Annotated in this window: 13 protein-coding genes; 4 read left to right on the top strand and 9 right to left on the bottom strand. The window is 73.1% G+C overall.

The window, feature by feature from the left end; genetic code table 11:
* Nucleotides 1-51 precede the first annotated feature (51 nt).
* Complete coding sequence (locus AB0J69_RS33810) at nucleotides 52-363, top strand: hypothetical protein (protein WP_364125721.1); 312 nt, start codon at nucleotides 52-54, stop codon at nucleotides 361-363.
* Here the strand turns inward: AB0J69_RS33810 and AB0J69_RS33805 are convergent.
* From AB0J69_RS33805 to AB0J69_RS33775, 7 genes are all read right to left on the bottom strand, one after another.
* Nucleotides 255-6,335 carry a CHAT domain-containing protein gene (locus AB0J69_RS33805; protein WP_364125718.1) on the bottom strand — a complete coding sequence of 2,027 codons (6,081 nt, stop codon included), beginning with the start codon at nucleotides 6,333-6,335 and terminating at the stop codon, nucleotides 255-257. The two genes, AB0J69_RS33810 and AB0J69_RS33805, sit on opposite strands and share 109 nt — an antisense overlap.
* Before the next feature lie 86 nt (nucleotides 6,336-6,421).
* Nucleotides 6,422-8,155, bottom strand: coding sequence for a hypothetical protein (locus AB0J69_RS33800; RefSeq protein ID WP_364125715.1), 1,734 nt, complete (start codon nucleotides 8,153-8,155; stop codon nucleotides 6,422-6,424).
* Nucleotides 8,156-8,171: 16 nt separating this feature from the next.
* Complete coding sequence (locus AB0J69_RS33795) at nucleotides 8,172-9,677, bottom strand: glucoamylase family protein (protein ID WP_364125712.1); 1,506 nt, start codon at nucleotides 9,675-9,677, stop codon at nucleotides 8,172-8,174.
* 12 nt (nucleotides 9,678-9,689) lie between these two features.
* On the bottom strand, nucleotides 9,690-10,511 hold the full coding sequence (locus AB0J69_RS33790) for a carbohydrate ABC transporter permease (protein WP_364125709.1): 822 nt from the start codon (nucleotides 10,509-10,511) through the stop codon (nucleotides 9,690-9,692).
* Entirely contained in the window at nucleotides 10,508-11,437 is a 930-nt protein-coding gene (locus tag AB0J69_RS33785; protein ID WP_364125707.1) for a sugar ABC transporter permease, read from the bottom strand. The genes AB0J69_RS33790 and AB0J69_RS33785 overlap by 4 nt, the downstream gene beginning before the upstream one ends.
* A 4-nt stretch (nucleotides 11,438-11,441) precedes the next feature.
* Nucleotides 11,442-12,707: a sugar ABC transporter substrate-binding protein gene (locus AB0J69_RS33780; protein WP_364125705.1), complete on the bottom strand. Its 1,266-nt coding sequence runs from the start codon at nucleotides 12,705-12,707 to the stop codon at nucleotides 11,442-11,444.
* Nucleotides 12,704-13,696, bottom strand: a complete 993-nt coding sequence (locus tag AB0J69_RS33775; protein WP_364125702.1) for a LacI family DNA-binding transcriptional regulator — start codon at nucleotides 13,694-13,696, stop codon at nucleotides 12,704-12,706. Before AB0J69_RS33775 ends, AB0J69_RS33780 begins: the two co-directional genes overlap by 4 nt.
* 155 nt (nucleotides 13,697-13,851) lie before the next feature.
* On the opposite strand from AB0J69_RS33775, the gene AB0J69_RS33770 reads away from it, so the two are divergent.
* Nucleotides 13,852-14,256, top strand: coding sequence for a nitroreductase family deazaflavin-dependent oxidoreductase (locus AB0J69_RS33770; protein WP_364125699.1), 405 nt, complete (start codon nucleotides 13,852-13,854; stop codon nucleotides 14,254-14,256).
* Nucleotides 14,257-14,340: 84 nt separating this feature from the next.
* On the opposite strand, the gene AB0J69_RS33765 is transcribed toward AB0J69_RS33770, so the two are convergent.
* On the bottom strand, nucleotides 14,341-17,640 hold the full coding sequence (locus AB0J69_RS33765; protein ID WP_364125696.1) for a S8 family serine peptidase: 3,300 nt from the start codon (nucleotides 17,638-17,640) through the stop codon (nucleotides 14,341-14,343).
* 91 nt (nucleotides 17,641-17,731) lie between these two features.
* Between AB0J69_RS33765 and AB0J69_RS33760 the strand changes: the two genes are divergently transcribed.
* Nucleotides 17,732-18,739: a hypothetical protein gene (locus AB0J69_RS33760; RefSeq protein ID WP_364125693.1), complete on the top strand. Its 1,008-nt coding sequence runs from the start codon at nucleotides 17,732-17,734 to the stop codon at nucleotides 18,737-18,739.
* A gap of 87 nt (nucleotides 18,740-18,826) precedes the next feature.
* Here the strand turns inward: AB0J69_RS33760 and glgA are convergent, their stop codons facing one another.
* Entirely contained in the window at nucleotides 18,827-19,999 is a 1,173-nt protein-coding gene (gene glgA, locus AB0J69_RS33755) for a glycogen synthase (RefSeq protein ID WP_364125690.1), read from the bottom strand.
* Nucleotides 20,000-20,157: 158 nt separating this feature from the next.
* On the opposite strand from glgA, the gene glgC reads away from it, so the two are divergent.
* Nucleotides 20,158-21,393, top strand: a complete 1,236-nt coding sequence (glgC, locus tag AB0J69_RS33750) for a glucose-1-phosphate adenylyltransferase (RefSeq protein ID WP_364125687.1) — start codon at nucleotides 20,158-20,160, stop codon at nucleotides 21,391-21,393.
* The last annotated feature ends 795 nt before the right edge of the window (nucleotides 21,394-22,188 follow it).

Raw genomic sequence — 22,188 nt, 5'->3', positions numbered from 1 at the left:
CACGTGCGATCGTGAACGACGATCTCTCCCGGCGAAGTTGGAGGCCCTCGTATGGCGGTGCTCGGCGCGATCTGCTTCGGGCTGGTGATCGGCTGGATCTCCTACGGAACGATGCGCCGCAGGCAGACCAGCGCGGGGCTGGCCGACCTGGCGGCGGTGCTGGCCACGGTCGGAGGGGGCCTGGTGGCGGCGATGCTGGAGCTGCCCGAGGTGTTCGGGGGCTACGCGGTGGGGCTGGCCGTGGGTTTCTTCGGCTATCTGGTCCTGGTCACGCTGCTGCCCGGCTCGAAGTGGACGGGCGAGCCGTCCGGCAGGCCGACGAGCACGTACGACGCCCAGAGTTCGGGCTCGGCGGAGCCGTAGAGCTCCCGCAGTCCGAGCACGGCGGCGCGCAGGGCCTGGCCGCCTCCGTCGCCGGCGCGCAGCCTGGCGTGGAGGTCGCGCATGAGAGCGCGGGTGATCTCGGGAGAGACGGGCCAGAGGGCGAGCACGGCTGATCTGGCGCCCGCGCGCAGCAGGGCGTGCCCCAGGGCGGCCACCCCGCTCCCGTCCCGTGGGCCGTTCTCCGGTGTGCCGGGCTCGTGGGCGGTCACCAGCACGAGGCCGGCGTCCACGCTCATGCCCATGAGGCGGCGGGCGGTGAGCAGGCCGTCGGCGAGGCGGATCCCCGAGCCGGGCGGGTCGGCGTGGTCGAACACCCCGGGGCAGGCCAGATGGACCACGTCCCACGAGCCGGGCAGCAGGGCCGACGTGGCGTCCTCTCCCGTGCGGGGCGGGGTGCCGAGCAGGGTGGCGACGTCCTCGGCCTCGGCCGCCACGACGGGTCGCGCGGCGGTGTCCGGGGTGTGGCCGAGCACCAGGGAGCCGCGTCCCCGGGCCGGGGGCCTGCGCGTCAGGCGGGCCAGGACGGCGGCGGAGGGGGCGTAGGCCACGGGGCAGCGTTCGAGCAGCGGGCGTCCGCCCGGGGCGAGGGCGTGGAGCGGGACGCGGTGGAGTTCGGCGTGCGGGAACAGGTGGAGCAGGGCGACGTCGTCGCCGAGGGCTTGGAGGGCCGGCGAGAGCAGGCGGTCGGCCAGGCTGTGCCAGAGGTCGGCGCGGCGGCGGCGGGCCTCGATGTCCAGCAGGTCCGGCCGGCGGCCGTCGGCGGTGCCGAGGAAGTCGGTCAGGAGGGCGCGGTCCACGGGGGTGGGGAAGGCGCGCGGCTCGGGCCAGCCGGTACGGTGCGCGAGCACGACCACGCTCCCCTCGCCACCGCCGGCGGCCCCGTCCCCCACCTCGCCACCGCCGGGAGTGCCGCCGGGAGTGCCGCTGCCGCCGAGTGCCCCCTCACCGGCGCAGATGTGGAACCCCAGCAGCGCGACCGCCCCTCCGCCGGTCTCGGGGACGCTGACGAGGGCGTCGAGCTGTGCCCTGGTGGGCGGGGTGGCCAGGCGCGTGGCGACGTGGTCGGGGGCCAGGGGTTCCATGCGCCGCCACAGCTCCTCCAGCTCGGCCCGGGCAGTGCGGGCGCGCTGGATGAGCCGGGCGGCCCGCTCCGGGTCGCGGGTGTTGCGGGCGGCCGACCTGAGGGTCCGTACGGCGTCGAGGCCGCGCTGCTCGGCCTCCAGGAGGTCGGCGGGCACGCCGTGCGGCGCGGGATCGGGCCGGTGGCCGAGCTGGGCGGCCAAGGAGTTGAGCTTGGCGTGTTCGGCGTGCGTCCAGGCGGTCATCCCCAGGCCCAGGCGTACGGCGAGCCTGACCGCCCGGTCGCGGGCGGACTCGTGGCCCAGGGCGCAGGCGCGTTCGGCGTCGGCGAGCGCGCCGGGCAGGTCGCCCAGTTCCTCCGCGACGATCGACCGGTGGTGGCAGGCGGTGCCGAGCTCCAGGTCGTGCCCGAGGCCGGCGAGCAGGTCGATGGCCGCCGTCAGCCGCCGCCGGGCGCGGGCGTAGGAGGCGGTGGCGAGGTCGAGGGCGCCGAGGCGGCTCAGCGCCACGGCCTCCCCCGCCCGGAAGCCGAGCTCCCGGGCCAGGGCGAGCGCCTCCTCCAGGTGGGCCTGGGCGGGCGTCGCCAGGGCCGATCGCTCCAGGCCCGCAAGCGCGATCAGGGCCGGCACCGTCCCGCGGCCCCGGCCGTACGAGCGTTCCAGGTCGAGGGCCCGCTCCACGAACCGCCTGGCCTCGGCGGGCTCGCCGCGCAGCTCGTGGACCAGCCCCAGGTCGGCGTAGGCGGCGGCCAGGTCCTCGCGGCGGCCCAGCTCCTCGCCGATCGAGATGGCCTCCCGGTAGCGGGCCCCGGCCGCGTCCAGCTCCCCCAGCTTGAGGTGGAGGGCGGCGCGACCGGCCAGCAAAGGGGCTCGCAGCGCCCGCCAGACGGGGGCCTCGATCAGGGCGAGCCCCTCCTCGTACGCCTGGGCGGCCTCTCGCCAGCGGGCCACGTCGGTGAGGGCGGCGGCGAGCAGGCCGAGGGACTGGACGAGCTGGGCGGGGAGCGCGGAGTCCGAGTCGCGGGCCAGCTCGACGGCCCTGGTCAGATGCCCGACCGCCGTCTCCGCCCGGCCCAGTCCGATGGCGGCGGCGCCCAGGTTGCGCAGGTGCTCGATCACGCGTCTGTCGCGTAATTCGTGCCCGCGGGCGGCGTACTCGTAGGCGGCGGCCAGGTCGCCCAGACGGCGGCAGTACGTCGAGAGCCTGGCCAGCAGGTAGGACCGGTCGTCCGGCTCCCCGGGCACCGGCCGGTCGAGGGCCTGTTCGGCGAGGGCGCGGGCCGTCTCCAGGTCGCCGGCCGCCTCCGCCTCCTCCATGCGCAGCCGGCGCTCCAGCCGCTCCACCTCGTCCCGCCGCCGTCCGCCGGCCCGCAGGGACGCCAGGGCCTGGGTGAGGGTGGCGCGGCCTCGCGTGGGGTCGCCGAGCGTGAGCTGGATGGCGGCCACCCGAGCCAGCACCGTACCGTCCGGGTCCCCGGCCATGGCCGCCACCACCTCGAACGGCGCTCCGGCCGTCCCCAGGTCCGGCGCCTTCTCCAGACCCGCGAGGCCCTCCTCCAGCGCGGCCCGGGCCCGGCGGAACTCCCCGCGTGCCTCCAGGGTGAAGCCGAGCTTGATCGAGGCGAGGGCGGCCAGCCGGTCCTGGCCCGCGTCGCGGAAGCCCGCGAGAGCCGCCTCCAGCGCCTCCGCCCGCGCCCCCAGATCCCTGGTACGGCCCGCGAGCGCCGCCAGCCGGTCGCGTACGACGGCTTCCTTGAGTACGTCCCCGGCGGCCAGGCCGAGCGCCGAGTACAGCCGCTCCTCCGCCTCCTGGAGCTCCCCCAGCTCCACGTCCACCGCGGCGCGCCCGAGCGTGGCGGTCAGCAGCGCCTCCAGGTCGCCCTGCCCGGCGGCCAGCTCCAGGGCCCGGTCCAGATCGGCCAGGGCGTCGTCGACGCGGCCCAGGGCGGTCAGGCAGGTGGCGCGCATGGTCAGCGCCATCGCCTCCTTCGCCTGCGCCCGCAGCCCGGCGAACGTCTCCCCCGCCGCCCCGAGCTCCTCCAGTGCCCGCTCCGGATCCCCCTCCGCGTACGCGAGGGCGCCCAGGTTGTACCGCACAGACGCGGCGCCGTCGTGGTGGCCGAGGGCCTCGTACTCGCGCCTGGCCAGCTCGAAGGCGATCCGGGCCCCGCCGGTGTCGCCGTGGCCGCGGCGGCGCTGCGCGATGCGGTACCACTCGTCGGCGGGCTCGCGCCGCCGCCCGCGGCGCCGCACGATCTCCACCAGCCGGGTCTCGCAGGCGGCGGCCTGGCCCGGGTGGCCGCGCCGGGTGAGGAGGACGGCGTGCGCGTCGAGCGCACGGCAGGCGTCCTCCCAGGCGCCGGCGGCCTCCAGCTCGATGGCGCAGGCGGCGATGCGTTCCCCTGCCGCGGTGAGGTCGTCCTGGTTCACGGCCGCCGTGGCGGCGTGGACGAGCGCCAGGGCGGCGGCCCGGGTCTGCCCGAGCTCCAGGTGCAGGTCCCGGGCCCGGGCCGCGCAGGTGACGGCGGCGGTGGGGTCGCCGGCCGCGAGGTACGCCTCGGCCGCGTGTGCCTGGTGGGCGGCCTCGTCCGCGGCCAGGCCGGCCGCCTCGCACAGGGCGATGGCGCGCAGGTGGTGCTCGACGGCTCGGGCGGGGTCGCCGGCTCGGAGGTGTACCAGGCCCATGGCGGCGAGCTGGGCCGCCTCCGAGCGTGGGTCGCCCAGGTCGTGGTGGACGGCCGCCGAGCGTGCGTACGCGGCCAGCGCCTGCTCCGGCCGCCCCTGGTCCTCGTGGTCGCCGCCCAGTCGGGACAGCGCGTACGCCGCCCGCGACCGCGACCCGGCCGCCTCGAACGCCCGTACCGCCCGTTCCAGCACGTCGCCCGCGATCCGCCCGCGGCCCGCCTCGGCCAGCCGCCCGGCCGCCCCGAGCAGGAACTCACCCCGTTCGCCCGGCGCCTCGGCCCCTTGCTGCTCCGCCACACGCAGCAGCTTGAGCGCCACGTCCTCGTCCGGCGTCTGCAGCGCCAGCTCGGTCGCGACCAGCGCGAGCTGCTCATCCGCCCCCGCCCCGCCGCCCGGCCCGGGGGCGCTACCCGTGTCCAGGACGGTGTCGAGTGCCGCGCTCAGCTCCGCCAGGAGGCCGGGATCGCCGTCCCCGGCCAGGGTCAGCGCCTCGGTCAGGTCGCGGGGATCGCCCTGCGCCGCATGGCGGGCCAGCAGGGCCCGGCACAGCGCCCGCTGGGCGGCCCCCTGGTCGTGGGAGGTCTTCAGCGCCAGCTCGGCACCCTGGCGCGCGGCGAGCACCGCCTCGCGCAGGTCCTCGGCCCGCCGCTCGCCCTCCACCCGCACGGCACGCCAGCACAGGACCTCGGAGACGAGCCCGTACGCCGTCACCTGGAAGTCCGGCCGCTCACCGGCGGAAAGAGCCTCCCGCAGCACGGCGACGGCTTCGTCGGCGACGGCGACGGCGACGCCCGCGTGACCGGCCGCGGTGGCGGTGAGAGGCGGAGGGGCGCCGGGGGCCTCACTCGCCACCACGGGGGTGGTGGGGAGGGCCAGGGAGAGCGCCTGGGCGAGGAGCAGGAGGGTGGCGGGCCTGGCCGGGTCGTGGTCGGCGTGGGCGGTCAGAGCGGCGCGGGCGAGCGCGACGGGCTCCGCCGGGTCGTCGCCCGTCACGACGGCGCGTCGCAGCAGCGCGTCCGCCAGGTCGGCCAGGAGCCCGGCCCGGTCGGGGTGACCGGAGGGGGCGAGCCGGACGGCGTCGCGCATGACGTCCACGGCCGCGTCGAGGTCGGCCGGGTCGCCGGTGACGCCGTAGCGGCGCCGGCGGCGCTCGCCCAGGAGCCGGAGCCGTACGACGGGATCGGTCCCGAGCCCCGGGGCCGTCTCGCCGGGTGTGACGTGCAGGGCCTCCAGCATCTCCACGCCGGCTTCGAGCGAGCGCTCGTTCCCCGTGACGACGTACCACTCGATCAGCCCCGCCGCGTACGGCGCCAGCACCCCCGGATGCGCCCACTGCTCGTGCCAGAAGTCCAGCGCGCACTGCCCCACCCGGATGAACGCCAGCAGGTCGGCGTCCGCGCAGGAGGCGGCCGCCCGCGCCCCGGTGAGGTCGACCAGCGCCTGCAGCGCCCGCGACCGGTCCCGGCCGGCCGGCGTCTCGACCGCCGCCAGGTACGCCCTGACCAGCTCCTCGTCGTCGGCCGCCGCCAGCCCCAGCGCCGCGGCCAGCTCCCCGGCGGGGGCCGCCTCCCCGTCCCCGCCCAGCGCCGCCCGCAGCAGCACGTGCACCGCGTCGTCGATGACGTCCCGATCCCCGGTCAGCCCGTACAGGCGCACCAGACCCGAGCCCAGCAACCCCAGCGCGCCGGACGCCCAGGAGGGGTCGGGCGAGCGCATCGACTCCTGCAGCAGGAACTGCCCGAGCCGGTCCGCCACCTCCGGCGTCGGGTGCGCCATGGCGCGGCGGACCAGCGCCTGGATCAGCAGCCCCACATGCCGGTACGCGGCCGGGTCCACGTGCCGGAACACCTCTTCGATCAGCCCGGCCCAGGTCTCGGCCGACTCGCCCGGCGGCACCCTGGAGCCGCGCAGCTTCTCCGGCAGCCGGCCCGGGTCCACCACGGCCACGGCGGCGAAGAAGGCGCCCGCCACCGCCGCGTCCCGCGTGGTCCGCTGATCGAGCCGGTAGCGGGCCAGGTGCAGCATCCCGATCAGCCGCCAGGTGGTGGCGTCGGACCGATCCCCGGCGCAGGCCCGCATCGCCTGCTCGGCCTCCGAGAGGGCCGCGGGGTCCCAGATCAGCTCGGGATCCGCGGCCCGCTCGAACCGCTCGATGCGGGCCGCCAGCGCCACGGCCGGATCCGTCATGGGCACACACTCTCACCGGCGTGCCCCTCCGTACAGGACCACCGGCCTGAGTCCGCCCGCAGTGTCGGCTCGGGGTCGGCTCCGGGTCAGCTCGGGGTCAGCTCGATGAACGACACGCCCGGCATGGGGAGGTCGAACGCCAGGGTGAGCGCCGGGCCCGTGACGGTGGCGGGCGGGGTGAGCTCGTCGAGGCCGTCGGCCGCCCGGAGCTCGTCCCACTGCCCGCCGACCGGCCAGTCGCCGCCGCCCATCGCCTCCCAGGCCGCCTCCACGTTGGTGTGGTCGCGGTCGATGCGGTGGTGGGTGAGCGTGTACGTGCCGGCCAGCCCCTCGACGGTGAGCTCCACCGTCCGGGTCAGCTCGGGGGCGCCCTCCGCCTGGGTGCCGTTGAGGGTGCCGTTCCAGACGAGCACGCCGACCCGGCCGTCGTCGTGCCGCGCCGCCCACGCCTCGACGCCGGCCACGTCCCCGGCGAGCTCGGCCGCCAGCTCGGCGTCGCCCAGCCGGTTGGCCAGGCTGAGGGCGTGGAAGCGGGGCTTGCGCAGGTTGCCGACGGTCAGCAGCCCGAACCCGCCGTGGAACAGCCGGGGCGGCCGGCCCAGCTCCTCGAAGTGGTCGGAGGCCACCCAGTGCGACAGCGCCGCGATCCGGCCGGCCGCCGACTTCATGCCGTGCAGCACGAACGCCGCCCCGAACGGGCCGTCGCCGATGCCGTGGAAGTGGGTCGGCGTGGGCCCCCACTCGGTCCACCAGATCGGTACGTCCCGCCCGTACCTGGCCAGGGTGGGCCGCCAGTCGAGCGGCGCGTTCCCGTACGTGTGGGTGGAGACGAAGTCGAGCGCCGCGCCCGACTCCGCGACGTGGGCGAGCAGCTCCTCCACCCAGCCGTTGGCGGCCGAGGAGGGTCCGCCCACGCGCAGGTCCGGGTGCACGTTCTTCACGGCGGCGGCGGTGACGTCGTAGAGCAGGAAGTACTCCGCTTGCGTGCCGGACCAGAACACGGCCAGGTTCGGCTCGTTCCAGACCTCGAAGGCCCAGTGCTCGATCAGCTCGTGCACGCCGTACCGGTCCGCCAGGTGCTCGACCAGCGCCCTGACCAGGTCGCTCCACGCCTCGAAGTCCTTGGGCGGCGAGATGACGGCCTCGTACTTGAAGACGGTCTCGGACGGGTCGGAGGCCAGGTCGCGGGGCATGTAGCCGAGCTCCACGATCGGCCGCAGGCCGAGCGAGACGACCCGGTCGTAGACCGCGTCCACGCCGGAGAAGTCGTAGGCGCCGTCCTTGTACACGCCGAGGTCGTCGCCGAGGATGGCGTGCGCCCTGACCGTGCGGACGCCGAGCTCCTCGTGCACCGTCCGCAGCGCCCGCGCGAGCTCCTCGCCGATCGGGCGGCCGCCGGTCTCGTCGGTGCTGAGCAGGTGTGACAGGTGTTCGGACCCCACCATGTACGCCCACGGCCGCGGCAGGTCCCGGGTCACCCGCCGCGCGTCCACCCGTAGCGACACCGTGGCCGCCGCGGCGGGCAGGGGGGTCGCCTCGACGGCCGGGGAGAAGGGGCCGGTCGCGTCCATGGCGGCGACGGCGGCCACGGTGTACGCCGCCGCCCCGTGCCCGGTGTCCACGAACCGGCAGGCGGGCACGGCAGGCACGTCCACGTCCGGGAGCACGGCGGGCGCCCCGTCCCGGTGCACCAGGTAACCGATGGCGCCGGGCACGGGGTCCCAGGTCAGCGTCACATGGCCGGCCCCCGGGACCGCGCGGAGACCGGAGGGGGCCTCCAGCGCGGGCCTGGTCGAGGGGGTGACCGTCGAAGGGTCCATCAAGAGCTTCCCCGTTTCATCGCACGTCCCATTCCTCTAGCTGCATCACCGGCCGCAGCGTGGCCTCCACGCCGGAGCCGGCGAAGTACCGGTGCAGGTTGCCGCCCGTGAGCAGGTTGCCCAGGGCGGCCATGGCCATGCCCTGGTCGAGTGCCAGGTACCACTTGGACACGACCCCGGAGCGCACCGCGATCGCGTCGTAGAAGCCGCCGGGGCCGTAGGCGTCGAAGTCGCGGCGCAGCCGGGCCAGGTTGTCCAGCGCCGCGGCCTTCGCGTACGGCAGCGCCAGGAAGCTCGCGTGCGGCGTCACGATGCCGTCCCCGAACGTCTCGGGCGCCGGCTGGGCGGGTCGGCAGCCCTCGTAGCCGGGGTCGGTCCGGGTCTCCTCGCGGTCGGAGGTGTAGCCGGGCTCGTCCATGCCGAGCTGGTCCACGCCGTAGACGCGGTAGCCGCCGTGCGGGTCGTTGGACGGCGAGAAGCCCCAGTAGCCGTACCTGGCCTCCTTCAGGCCGTGCTCGATCTGGGCCCGGACGAACACCGGGTGGTTGCGGCCCCAGCTCCGGGGCGCCCACTTGGCCTCGGGCACCACCAGGTCGGGCATGAGGGCCTCGAACATGGAGCCGCCCCAGTTGGGGACGTACCGCATGCCGCGGTACTCGTACGTGCCCTCCCAGACGTTGACGCCCAGGTACTGCTTCCACGACCCGACCGGCTTCTGCTCCTGCCAGCCGAAGTCGCAGGCGTTGTCCGGGAAGGTGCGGTAGGGGCCGAAGTAGCTCTCGCGCGGGAGCTGGCCGAGCGCGATGCCCACGTACTGGCCGATGCGGGTCTCGGCGGGGGCGCCGTAGTGGTGGCAGGTCGAGTAGACGGTGGTGCCGGTGCCGGCGTAGTCGCTCTCGACGAAACAGCCGTCCGGCGGCCGCTCCGGCCAGAAGCCGCCGCGCAGCAGGCCGGTGCCGGCGTCGGGGCGGGCGGCGGGGTCGTAGTACGACGTGAAGTCCATCGAGGTCACGAGGCGGTCGGCGGCCCGGGCGTGGGCGGGGACGGCGTTGCGGACCATCATGAGCGCGGTGGCCAGCCAGCCGTTGTCCACGCTGGAGGCGAACAGCCGCACCGGGTCGCCGGAGTCCGGGAAGGTGTGGACGAGCTGGAGGGTGGCGGGGTCGTACCAGTTGTAGTACTGGCCGGTGGGGGTGTCGCGCTCCATCCGCTCCAGGGCCCTGAGCACCCTGCCGACCCGGTCGGTGGCGTCCCTGCCACTGATCAGGCGCAGGTCGCGGGCGACGAGCGTGCTCCACAGGTACGTGCCGATGTTGGTCGGCGAGGTGACCTTGGCCCGCGTCCTGAGGTCGCCGGTCACCTTGTCGGCGGGCATGCCGGTGGCCGGCTCCACCATGGCGGCCATCGATCTCCAGGTGTCCTTGGCGTAGCGGTGGAGCGTGCTGTCGGCGTTCGCGGGCAGGGCCGGCGCCGCGGCGACGGACAGGGCTAAGGACGTCACGAGCAGGACCGTCTTGCGCATGGAGGTGCTCCTCTACTTGAGGCCGGTGGTGGCGATGCCCTGGATGAAGAAGCGCTGCAGGAAGACGAACAGGAACAGGATCGGCGCGATCACCACGACCGATCCGGCGACCAGCAGGTTGTAGTGGGTGCCCTCGAAGTCGTTGAGGATGTTGAGCGCGACCGGGAGGGTGTACATGTCCTCGCTCTGGGCGACCACGGCCGGCCAGAGGAAGTTGTTCCACGCGCCGAGGAACGTGATCAGCCCCAGCGTGGCCAGCGGCGGCCCGCACAGCGGCAGGACGACCGTGAAGAAGATCCGGAACTCCCTGGCGCCGTCGACCCTGGCCGCGTCGATCAGCTCGTCGGGCAGGTCGGAGATGAACTGCCGCATCATGAACACGCCCAGCGGCGTCACCACGGTCGGCAGGATGATCCCGATGAAGGTGTTGACCATGCCGAGCTTCGCGATCAGCACGAACTGCGGCACCACGAGCACGATCGCCGGGATCGCGAGCTGCACCAGCACCAGGCCGAAGGCCAGGTTCTTGCCGCGGAAGGAGAGCTTGGCGAAGGCGTACCCGACCATCGAGCAGAACAGCAGGTTGGTGGCGACCAGGACGAGCGCGATGATCAGGCTGTTGGCGAACGCGGTGCCGAGGCTGACCCGCTCGAACAGCTCGGTGAAGTTGGCCAGCGTCCACGTCTCCGGCCAGAACGTCGGCGGGTCGCGCCTGATCTCCCGCTCCGGCTTGAGCGAGCTGAGCGCCGTCCACAGGAACGGCCCGGCGACCAGGGCCAGCCCCAGGGAGAGCCCGAGGTAGATCACCGCGCGCTGGCGGCGGGTCCTTCTCACCTGTTCCTCCCCAGCCTGAGCTGCAGTACGGCGAGCGCCACGATCACGGTGAACAGCACGGTCGAGGCGGCCCCGGCGTAGCCGTAGTTGCCGACCCCGAAGTGGTTGAAGATGGCCAGGGAGGCCGACAGCGTGGCGTCGAGCGGCCCGCCCCTGGTCATGACCAGCGGCTCCTCCAGGAACTGCATGAAGCCGACCGAGCTGTAGACCGTGCAGAACAGCAGGACCGGGCGGAGCGAGGGCACGGTGACCGAGTGGAACTTGGCCCAGCGGCCGGCGCCGTCCACCTCCGCCGCCTCGTACAGCTCCCTCGGGATGCTCTGCAGCGCGGCCAGCAGCACGACCATGTCGAAGCCGAAGCTGCGCCAGGCCGTCATCACGATGATCGCCGGCAGCGCGGTGCTCTCGCTCTCCAGCCAGTTGTGGCCCTGGATGCCGACCAGCTCCAAGAGCCGGTTGACCAGCCCCGCCTCCGGCTCCAGCAGGAACTTCCAGGCCACGGCGATGCCGATGATGCTGGTGATGTTGGGCAGGTAGTAGCCGAGCCGGAAGAAGGCGGCGGGCAGGCGGGCGATGCCGGAGTTGAGCAGCACGGCGGCGGCCAGCCCGAGCCCGATGGTCAGCGGCAGCGCCGTGACCACGAACACGACGGTGTTGACCGCCGCCCTGCGCATGGCGCCGTCGTTCATGAGCCGCAGGTAGTTGTCGATCCCGACCACGTTGACGGCCAGCGGGTCGGCCACGTCGGTGCTGCGCATGTCGGTGAAGCTCATCCCGATGCCGACGAGCAGCGGCCCCAGGTAGAACACCGCGAACAGCACCACGAACGGCAGGATGAAGATCCAGCCGATGCCCGACCGGCGTAACGCGCTCCTGACCTTCACCGGGGGCGGGGCGGCCGGTGCCTGCCTCGTGAGGACCGTCATGGCACTACAGGCCGGTCCCGATCGTGTCGGCCTGCGACTGGATCGCCTTGGCCGTCTGCTCGGGCGTGGACCGGCCGCGGGCCAGCTTCTCCAGCTCGGCCTCCAGGACCCTGGCCACCTGCTCCCAGGTGGGGAACGGCGGCGGCGTCTTGGCGTCCTTGAGCTGCTCGCCGAAGACCGCGAGCTGCTTGTCCGCGGTCAGCTCGGGCTGCTGCCAGGCCGACTGCACGGCCGGCAGGGCCTTGACCGTGGTGTACCACTTGGCCTGCACCTGCGGCTCGCTCAGCCACTGGATGAACTTCCAGGCCGCGTCGCGGTTCTTCGCCTTCTTGAACACCGCCATGTCGGCCCCGCCGACGAAGCTCGTCGCCGAGACCGGCCCCTTCGGGTAGGGGGCGACGTCGAACTTGTCCGCGAAGCCGGGGCCGCCGTCGTTGTTGAGCACGCCGATCATCCACGGGCCGGAGAAGAAGCCGCCGACCCGGCCCTTGATGAACGTCTGCGGGAAGGCGTTGGCGGGGGTGTCGGTGGGGGCCAGCTTCTGCCGGAACAGCGACTCGTACTGCTTGAGCGCGGTCACCGCCTCGGGGGTGTCGAAGGTGTACTTCCCGTCCTTGACGATCTCGCCGCCGGCCTGCCAGATCAGCGGCAGCACCTCCTGCCAGGAGGCGCCGAGGGTGTAGCTCTGGTTGAAGCCGTCCGCGGCGCCGCCCTTCTCCTTGAGCGCCTCGGCGAACGCGGTGAACTCCTGCCAGGTCGCCGGCGGCTCCACCCCCGCCTTCCTGGCCAGGTCGGTGCGGTAGTAGAGGACGCGGGTCTCGACGTACCAGGGGACACCGTACGCGGTGCCGTTGACGTCCACGGTCTGCCAGGCGCCGGGGAAGAACGCCGCCTTGTCGACCAGGTTGCCCGGCGTCGGCTCCAGCGCGCCGGTCTTGGCCAGCTCTCCCGACCAGGTGGAGCCGATCATGCTCACGTCAGGGGTGGCACCGCCCGCGATGGCCGCGGTGATCTTGTCGTGCGCCACGTCCCAGCCGATGGCCGTCACGTTGACCTTCACTCCGGGGTTGGCGCTCTCGAAGTCCTTGACGAACGCGCCGAGCGCCTTGCCCTCCTCCCCCATCGCCCAGACCGTGACCTCCCCCGTGATCTTGCCGGTCGTGACGTCCTGCGCCTGCTCGGGCGCCCGCTCCGCGCTGCGGCCGCAGCCCGCGGCCAGGATCGCGAGAGCCAGCACGCCCACGGCGGCGCGCCGGGTGGTGGTGTTCATGTTCGTGCCTCCTGGGGGTGGTGACCGCAGCTGGAGCGGATGACCAGCTCGGTGGGCAGGATGAGGTTGCTCGGGGTGTCGCGGACCCCCGTGATCAGCTCGTCGAGGGCGCGGGCGGCGCGGGCGCCGAGCTCGCGCATCGGCTGACGCACGGTGGTCAGCGCCGGCCGCGCGTGCCGGGCGGCCATGATGTCGTCCCAGCCGGTGACGGCCACGTCGCCGGGCACGTCGAGGCCCAGCTCCTCGGCGGCGAGCAGCGCCCCCAGCGCCACCTCGTCGTCGGAGCAGACGATGGCCCGCGGCCTGCCTCTGCCCTTGAGCAGCTTGACGGCGGCCTCGAAGCCGCACTCCACGGTGTAGTGGCGGGTGTCCACGGCGTCGATGGCGCCGCCGAGCGCGGCCCGGACGCCCTGCCAGCGCTCGTCCACGTCGTCCCGGCTGGTCAGCGGCGCGCCGAGGAAGGCGAAGCGCTCGTAGCCGTGGCCGGTCAGGTGGCGGGCGAGCGCGTGCGCGGAGCCGGCGTTCTCGCTGCGCAGGGTGTCGGCGCCGGGCAGCGGGTCGCGGGAGATGAACACCAGCCGCACGCCCAGCCGTACCAGCTCGGCGACCAGCGGATCGGGCACGGTGTGACCGAAGATCAGCATGCCGTCGACCCGCCCGGCCAGGTCCTTGACCAGGTCGTTGACCCGGGTGCGGCCCTTCGTGGACAGGATGACCACCGACCGGCCCAGCTCCGAGGCGACCTCCTCGTAGCCGAGCAGGACCTCCGTGTAGTAGGGGCCCGCGAGGTCGGGGAAGACGATGCCGTTGGCGGCGTGGCGGCCCTCGGCCAGGCTGACTCCCAGGCGGCTGGGCGTGAAGTTGAGCTCCTCGACGGCCTGGAGCACCTTCTCCCGCGTCCTGGCGGCCACGGGCCCGGTGCCGCGCAGGGCTCTGGACACGGTCGCGATCGACACGCCCGCCCGCTTGGCCACTTCGTAGATGGTCACGTCCATGAGCCTGTGTCTTTCCCTTCGTGTAAGCGCTTTCATCATGGCCTGCTGTAAGCGCTTACACAAATGCAGTGTGCCAGCCTTGTTAACTTCTCGTACAGACCCCGCCGAGTAACGGTGAGGTCACGCCGCCGCTGGGTAGTCAGACGGGCATGCTCTATGGCAAGGAACACGTCCGGCGTTACCAGGAGACCGACGGCGCCGAAGGACACGACTGGAACAACACCGTCGTCCTGCTCCTGACCACGAAGGGCCGCAAGTCCGGCCGGCCCTTCACGACGCCCCTCATCTACCAGCGCTTCGGCGACGACTACCTCGTGGTGGCGTCCAAGGGCGGCGATCCGGAACACCCGCAGTGGTACAAGAACCTCCAGGCCGCACCCGACGTCGAGGTGCAGGTGAAGGGCGACAAGTTCAAGGCCCGCGCCCGCACCGCCGGCCCCGAGGAGAAGCCGGAGATGTGGCGGGTGATGGCGGCGACCTGGCCCGACTACGACGAATACCAGCAGAAGACCGACCGGGAGATCCCGGTCGTCGTGCTCGAACGCGTCCGCTGACGTCCTCCGCGACCCGCGGACGGAAGGCCCCGCCGTGGCGGGGCCTTCCTGGTTGCAGGCCTGATTGCGTCAGGCCTGGTCGCGTCAGGCGATCTCGTACGCCCTGATGACGGTCTGGGCGAAGGCGTTGCCGCCGGTGTCGACGGCCTTGATCCGCAGCGAGGCGAACTTCCCGCGCGCCCCGGCCGGGTGCCAGGTGTCGGCGGACCAGCCGCCCTTGGCCGACGGGTGCACCAGCGTGGGGAGCCAGGTGCGGCCGTCGTCGTAGGAGATGTCCATGCTGAGCGTGCGCAGCTTCAGGTCGGGCGAGCCGTCCTGGCGCTGGACGCGGAGCGGGATGCGCGCGTGGCCCGCGGCCGCCCGGTTGCGGTCGTCGAGCTCCGGACTGGCCTTGACGGTCAGCAGCGGCAGCGCCGGCCGGGTGCCCGGCTCGGGGGTCTTCGACCGGAACCGCCATTCAGCGCTGACCCGCGTGGAGAACTTGGTCAGGGTCGGCGCGCGGTCGGCGGTCATCGTGAGCCGGTAGTCGCTCTCCTTCCGCTCGGCGGGCACGTCGACCCAGCCGGGCAGGAACTCGGCGGAGTAGATCTCCTTGCCGTCGCGGTAGAGCTTGGCCTGCGGTGCGAAGTAGTCGCCGACGGAGTGCCGGTCGAGCGTCGCGTCCTCGAACATGCCCACCGCGAACTGCAGCATGTTCTCCTCCCGCCAGCTGTAGTCGCCGTCGGGGTTGAGCCCGGCCCCGAAGACGCCGTTGTTCCAGCGGTCGGTGGTCTTCTGGCCGGCGCGGTAGGTGGTGGTCTGGCCGAAGAAGAACTGGTCGAGGTCGTTGATGCCCTCCGGCGGTTCCCTGTACTGGACGAAGGACGGGTACCAGCCGGTGTCACCCGGCGAGTAGTACTCGGTCCGGTGGAACGGGAGCGGGAAGCGGGACACGTGGCTGTACGGCATCCAGGCCAGCTCCTTCCCGTACAGCACGGGCAGCGCCATGTGCTCGCCGAGCTTGCCGTCCTGCTGGGCGGCGTACGTGGAGGTGACCTCGGCCAGGTCGCGGCGGCCCGGCCGGTAACCGGGGTCGGCGGGGATGCGCGGCTCGGCCTTCATCAGGTGGTAGAAGTACGGGCTGGCGTCAAAGCGGCCCTCGCCGTTCGGCTTGGCCCACTGGGTCCAGCGGTAGTAGGCGAAGTTCTTGCTGGCCGTACGGGTCGTCGGGATGGCCTTGATGCCTTCGACGCGGTCGGCGCCCCACATGGAGTTCAGGTCGACGTCCACGCCGAGGGGCTGCTTCCCCTCGATCAGCTGCAGCATGCCCAGCATGCCGATGGCCAGCCGCGCGGTCGGCTCCTCCGTCCGCACGTCCACCGGCTTGGCGCGGCGGGCGTCGGCGGTGACGGTGCGGTCGGCGTCGAGGGTGAACTCCGGCTCGGCCGCCATCACCAGCGTGCCGTCGTGGTCCTCCATCAGGATGACGACCGTGTACCGGTGACCCTTCTCCAGCCGCAGGTCCAGGGTGCCGCCGGCGATGTCGTAGTTGGTCTGTTCCTTGGTGTCGAGGTCGATCAGGCCGGCGAAGGCGAGCTTGGTGGGCTGCCCGTCCGAGCCGGTGAAGGCGAGCTTGAGGCCGTGCCTCTCCGGCTGGACGCGCATGCCGATGCCGGTGCGTACGGTGACGTCGCCGCCCTTGGCCACGACCGTGCCGCTGTACATGCCGGTCGCGCCGGGCCGGGCGGTCACCGTGACCTGCGCGGTGCCGTGCGCGGGCACCTCGACCGAGGTGGCGCCGAGGGTGAACGGCGTCGCCGGCTCGCCGTGGGCGTCCTTGGCCGTCACCTCCAGCTCCAGCCGGACGGCGGCGTCGCCGTCGTTGCGGTAGGTGAGCGTGCGCTCCTTGGGCTCGTTGTCGGGCAGCTCGACCTCTCCCATGGAGAGCGAGGCGGGCTCGGCGGTGACCTGCTGGGTGACGGCCCGGGCGACGTCCACCCGGCCGGAGCCCTGGACGTAGGCGCCCAGCTCGGCACCGGGGGCGGTGGAGGCCATGAGAGCCGCCTTGATGCGGTCGGCCTTCCAGTCGGGGTGCAGGCCGGCGACGATCGCCGCCGCCCCCGCCACGTGCGGGGTGGCCATGGACGTGCCGCTCATCGCCGTGTAGGAGTCGTCGACCGGGATCCCGGCCCAGGTGCCGGCGGCCCTGGCGGCGACGATGCCGACGCCCGGGGCGACCAGGTCGGGCTTGACGGCGGCGTCGCCGGCGCGCGGGCCGGTGCTGCTGAAGTTCGCGACCGAGTCCGCGTCGCGGTTGGAGGCACCGACCGTCAGCGCGCGGTCGGCCGCACCCGGGGAGCCCAGCTTCTGGGGCCCGTCGTTGCCCGCGGCGATCACGAACAGCGTGCCGTACTGCTCGGTGAGGCTGTCGACGGCCTGCTCCAGCGGGTCGGTGCCGGGCGCGTCGGGGCCGCCGAGGCTGAGGTTGGCGACGCGGGCGCCATTCTCCGCCGCCCAGGTCATGCCCTCGATGATGGCGGAGTCGGTGCAGAACCCGCCCTGGTCGCAGATCTTGCCGACCATCAGCTTGGCGCCGGGGGCCACGCCCTTGTTCTTGCCGCCCGAGGCGGCACCGGAGCCGGCGATCGTGGCGGCGACGTGGGTGCCGTGGCCGTGGAGGTCGGCCGTGTCCGGCTCGGCGGTGAAGTTCTGGGCCTTGACGACCAGGCCCTGCAGGTCCGGGTGCCCGGGGTCGTAGCCGGTGTCGAGGACCGCGACGGGGACGTCCTTGCCGGTGTGGCCGGCCGCCCACGCCGTGGGCGCGCCGATGTGCGGGACGCTCACGTCGAGCGACACCTTGGCCTTGCCGTCCAGCCAGATCTTGGCCGGTGCGGCCGCCGTCCTCGCCTGCGCGATCAGCGTCTTCCACAGCGCGCCGGTACGGGGCTCGCTCCTGGCCACGCCGTTGATCGCGGGCAGCGGGCGCCCGTCGGCGGCGCGGAGCGTGCCGGCACCGGCCTGCTCCGGGTACGTCACGATGAGCGGGAGCTGCGGGCTGGCGGCGTCGTCGTAGCCGAGCTCGGCCAGCCGGGTGACGTTGAACAGCCGGGGGTCCAGCGTGCCCGCCGCCAGGAGGGGCATCGCGTCCGCGGGCACGATGCTGAGCCCGTCGGTGGACCGGCGGTGCACGAAGTCGATCTTCTCCCGGCCCGGGCCGGGAGCGATGTCGAGCTGGGTCTGCTTGTCGGGAAGCGCGCGGAGGGTGACCTTGTCCCCGGTGATGAGGGTGATCGTCTTCGCGGGCTCTACCTGGGCGGGGGGCGGAGTGGGTGCCGCCTGAGCCGGTACGGCTGCCGTTGTGACGGCCAGTAGCACGGCGCCCAGAAGGGCGATTCTCTGTTGCACACCCCGCTTTCTAACTGTCGGTGAATTTTGGGGACAAGGTGGTTGATGTGGCCTATTGCGGCAACTGCCGGAAATGGCCAAGATCGGGGCCATGCTAGAAGACGCCCGCGCACTGGAGATCGTCGGCATCAGCGCGTTCGACGAGCGCATCTACCGGGGCGTGCTGGCCTGCCCCGGCATCACGGTGCAGGAGCTGGTCATGAGGAGCGGCGAGAACGCGGGGCGCGTCCAGTCGTCGCTGAGCAGGCTCCGCGCCAAGGGCCTGGTCAGCCGCCTGTGGGGGCGCTCTCCCCGCTGGACGGCGACGAACCCGGGCACCGCGATCCGCACGCTGGTCCGGGGCATGCAGAGCGAGCTGGACCTGCTCACCGACACGGCCGACGAACTGGAGACGGCCTTCCGCAACGTCGGCACGGACCCCGAGGGGAGCGGGCAGTTCGAGGTGCTGGCCGGGCCCGAGGAGCAGGCCCGCTGGTACGTCCGGCTGCAGCAGGAGGCCAAGGAGGAGGTGCTGACCTTCGACCGGCCCCCGTACGTGCTGGACTACCACAACCCGCTGCAGACCGACCTGCTCCGCAGCGGCGTGCGCTACCGCACCATCTACGTGCCGGAGGCGTTCGACCACACCGGGGCGCTCGACGAGGTGGGGAGCCTGATCAGGGCGGGCGAGGAGGCGCGGATCCTGCCCTCGCTGCCGTTCAAGATGGCGCTCGTGGACCGGCGGCGGGCGGTCATGCCGCTGTACATGGACCCGCCGCTGACGCGCGGCGTGCTCATCAGGGGGTCCACCATGGTCGTGGCGCTGGTGGAGCTGTTCGAGCGCCTGTGGCGGGAGGCGCTGCCGGTGCGCCCCGAGCTGTGGTCGCACGACAGCTCGCCCGAGCCCGCCCAGGAGGAGGAGCCGGCGACGGACCTCGGCCTGGAGGACCGCAGGCTGCTGGCACTGCTGGCGGCCGGGCTCAAGGACGACGCCATCGCCCGCCAGCTCGGCACCAGCCCGCGCAGTCTCCGCCGCCGCCTGCGCCACCTCCTGGACGAGCTCAACGCGGAGACCCGCTTCCAGGCCGGCGCCCAGGCCAGCCGCCGGGGCCTCGTCTGAGCACCCCGTGCACGGCCTGTGCAGGGAGGCTGAGCACCCCGTGCACGGCCTCCCTGTACGGCCTCCTGCGCGGCTCAGGTGACGACGTCAGGCCCGCAGGCTCGCGTACAGCTCCGTGGTGCGCCGGGCGATGCGCTCCCACGAGAAGTGCTCGACGGCCCTGGCCCGGCCCGCCCTGCCCATCTCCCTGGCCCGGTCGGGATCGCCCAGCACGGCGTTGACGCGTTCGGCCAGGTCGGCGGCGAAGCGCTCGGGGTCGTGCGGGGTGCCGTCGGCGCCCTGGTCGATCGGCACGAGCAGCCCCGTCTCGCCGTCGGCCACCACCTCGGGGATGCCGCCGGTCGCCGTCGCCACCACGGCCGTCTCGCAGGCCATCGCCTCCAGGTTCACGATCCCCATCGGCTCGTAGACGGACGGGCACACGAACACCGTGGCGTGCGTCAGGAGCTGGATCACCTCGGGCTTGGGCAGCATCTCCTGGATCCAGAACACCCCGTCGCGGTCGAGGCCGCGCACCAGCTCCGTCACCTCGGCCGCGATCTCCGGCGTGTCGGGCGCGCCCGCGCACAGCACGAGCTGCGCTCCGGGGTCGAACGCCCGCGCCGCGTGCAGGAGGTGGACCAGGCCCTTCTGGCGGGTGATGCGGCCGACGAAGACGATGTACGGCCTGCGCGGGTCGACCCCGTGCTTCTCCAGGACGTCGAGACCCGGGTCGGGGGCGTATTGGGCGGTGTCGATGCCGTTGTGGATCACGCTGACCCGCTCCGGCGGGATCTCGGGGTAGGCGGCCAGGACGTCGCGCCGCATGCCCTCCGACACCGCGATCACCGCGTCGGCGGCGGCCAGGGCGGTGCGCTCGGCCCAGGACGAGATCGTGTAGCCGCCGCCGAGCTGCTCCGCCTTCCACGGGCGCAGCGGCTCCAGGCTGTGCGTGGTGATCACGTGCGGCACGCCGTGCAGCATCTTCGCGACATGCCCGGCGAAGTTGGCGTACCAGGTGTGGGAGTGGACGACGTCGGCGCCCTCGCAGGCGGCGGCCATCTCCAGGTCCACGCCGAGCACCTGGAGCGCGGCGTTGGCGCTCTCCAGCCCGCCCGGCACGCGGTAGGCCGAGACGCCTGGCTCGTCGCGGCCGGCCCCGAAGCAGCGCACGCGTACGTCGGCCAGCTTCCGCAGCTCTCTGGCCAGGTATTCCATGTGGACCCCGGCACCGCCGTACACCTCGGGCGGGTATTCCCGGCTGAGCAGATCAACGCGCATGAGAAGACCTTACGATCAACCGGAGCGCCTGGAACACTTCGACAAGCCCAACGTCGGCAACTCCGCTTCGTACATTGAGCACCAAATCCGGACACGCAGGAAGTTCACCGTGCGGGGTTTCGTCGATAGATCGGCCATTTGAGGGTAGCGTCCTGGACATGAGGTCCCGGAGGGTGCTTGCGGTTGTGCTGGCAGGTGGAGAGGGCAAGAGGCTCATGCCGCTCACGGCGGATCGGGCGAAACCGGCGGTGCCGTTCGGGGGGATGTATCGGCTCATCGATTTCGTGCTGTCGAATCTCGCGAACGGCGGGTTCTTGAAGATCGTCGTACTGACGCAGTACAAGAACCACAGCCTCGACCGGCACGTCTCGCGGACCTGGCGGCTGTCGGCGATGCTGGGCAACTACGTCACCCCGGTGCCCGCGCAGCAGCGGCTCGGGCCGCGCTGGTTCTCCGGCTCCGCGGACGCGCTGTTCCAGAACCTGAACCTGATCTACGACGAGATGCCGGAGCACGTGATCGTGTTCGGCGCCGACCACATCTACCGGATGGATCCGCGGCAGATGGTCGAGCAGCACGAAGACTCCGGCGCCGACGTGACGGTGGCGGCGATCCGGCAGCCGCTGTCGCTGGCCGACCAGTTCGGTGTGATCGAGACCGACCCCGAGGGGCGCCGGATCGTGGCGTTCCGGGAGAAGCCGAAGGACGCGGTGGGGCTGGCCGACTCCCCCGACGAGGTGTACGCCTCGATGGGCAACTACGTGTTCAAGACGCAGTCGATGATCGACGCGCTGCGGGAGGACGCGCTCGACCCCACCAGCAAGCACGACCTGGGCGGCAACATCATCCCGATGCTGGTCAAGTCGGGCGGCGCCGACGTCTACGACTTCGCCAACAACGTCGTGCCGGGCTCCAGCGAGCGCGACCGGGGCTACTGGCGCGACGTGGGGACGCTGGACGCCTACTACGAGGCCCACATGGACCTCATCTCGGCGCATCCCGTGTTCAACCTGTACAACGACAAGTGGCCCATCTTCACCGGGCACGACCCGCTGCCGCCGGCCAAGTTCGTGCACAACGACGGCGACCGGGTGGGGCGGGCGATCGACTCGCTGGTCTCCCCCGGCGTGATCGTCTCCGGCGGGACGGCGATCCGGTCGATCCTGTCGCCCAAGGTGGTGCTCCACTCGCACTCGCTGGTGGAGGACTCGGTGCTGATGGAGAACGTCAAGGTCGGGCGGGGGGCGATCGTCCGCAAGGCGATCATCGACAAGAACGTGGTGATCCCGGACGGGGCCCGGATCGGCTTCGACCTCGACTACGACCGCACCCGGTTCGCGCTGACGCGGGGCGGGGTCGTGGTCATCGGGAAGAACGAGATCGTAGACCGCTGACCACCTCCGGGGGCCGGTCCGCCGGTCCCCGGAGAGCTCCCGGCCCACCCGGGCCTGGCCTTGGGGTGGGGCCGCGTCGGCGTCACGTCGCCTTGGAGTCACGCCGCCCTCGCGTCACGTCGCCCTGGGACCGCGTTGGCGTCACGTCGCCCTGGGTACCCCCCGTTGGCGTCACATCGCCTTCGGGCGGTGCCACGCTGGGCGGTGCCGCACTCGGGCCGCGACGCCTCCCGACCGTCCGGCTACCGACCAGCGCACTCGTCCGCTCCAGACGTCTGCCCGAGCCCAAGCGCGGCCACACGGCTCGACCCCGGTCGATCGCCGCCGTCTGCGACAGCCCCTGCACCCAAGGCAGCACACCGCGAAGCGACGCACCGCGAAGACCGCGCGCCCCAAGTCGGCACCGTGGGAGGCGACGCAGCGGAATGCCGCGCAGCCTGAACGGCGACGCGGCCCAAGCGCAGTAGGACCGAAGGGAGCGCGGCCGGGACGCTGTGCGGCGGAAGCGGCGTAGCCCGAGCCCAGCACGGCCGAGCCCAGCACGGCCCCGAGGCGGCCTGGGCGGGAGCCGGCGTGATCCAAGGCGGCGCGGTGGGAAGCCGCGCGGGCCCACGCGCGATACGACGCAAGCGCAGCACGGCCCCGAAGCGGGGCGGCGGGGAAGCGCGGCACAGCCCGAACTCGAAGCGGCCCGCGGTGGCGCGGTGGCGCGGTGGCGCGGTGGCGCGGTGGCGCGGTGGCGCGGTGGCGCGGTGGCGCGGTGGCGCGGTGGCGCGGTGGCGCGGTGGCGCGGTG

Source organism: Nonomuraea sp. NPDC049709, assembly GCF_040674815.1.
Taxonomy (GTDB): domain Bacteria; phylum Actinomycetota; class Actinomycetes; order Streptosporangiales; family Streptosporangiaceae; genus Nonomuraea.
The sequence above is the reverse complement of the archived record's forward strand: the minus strand, read 5'-3'. Positions and strand labels throughout refer to the sequence as shown.

Bases quoted from the DNA above. Each gene is read 5' to 3' on its own strand.
- AB0J69_RS33800 (WP_364125715.1), bottom strand. From the start codon at position 8,155: ATGGACCCTTCGACGGTCACCCCCTCGACCAGGCCCGCGCTGGAGGCC.
- AB0J69_RS33795 (WP_364125712.1), bottom strand. From the start codon at position 9,677: ATGCGCAAGACGGTCCTGCTCGTGACGTCCTTAGCCCTGTCCGTCGCC.
- glgA (WP_364125690.1), bottom strand. From the start codon at position 19,999: ATGCGCGTTGATCTGCTCAGCCGGGAATACCCGCCCGAGGTGTACGGC.
- AB0J69_RS33785 (WP_364125707.1), bottom strand. From the start codon at position 11,437: ATGACGGTCCTCACGAGGCAGGCACCGGCCGCCCCGCCCCCGGTGAAG.
- AB0J69_RS33780 (WP_364125705.1), bottom strand. From the start codon at position 12,707: ATGAACACCACCACCCGGCGCGCCGCCGTGGGCGTGCTGGCTCTCGCG.
- AB0J69_RS33770 (WP_364125699.1), top strand. From the start codon at position 13,852: ATGCTCTATGGCAAGGAACACGTCCGGCGTTACCAGGAGACCGACGGC.
- AB0J69_RS33805 (WP_364125718.1), bottom strand. From the start codon at position 6,335: ATGACGGATCCGGCCGTGGCGCTGGCGGCCCGCATCGAGCGGTTCGAG.
- glgC (WP_364125687.1), top strand. From the start codon at position 20,158: ATGAGGTCCCGGAGGGTGCTTGCGGTTGTGCTGGCAGGTGGAGAGGGC.
- AB0J69_RS33810 (WP_364125721.1), top strand. From the start codon at position 52: ATGGCGGTGCTCGGCGCGATCTGCTTCGGGCTGGTGATCGGCTGGATC.
- AB0J69_RS33760 (WP_364125693.1), top strand. From the start codon at position 17,732: ATGCTAGAAGACGCCCGCGCACTGGAGATCGTCGGCATCAGCGCGTTC.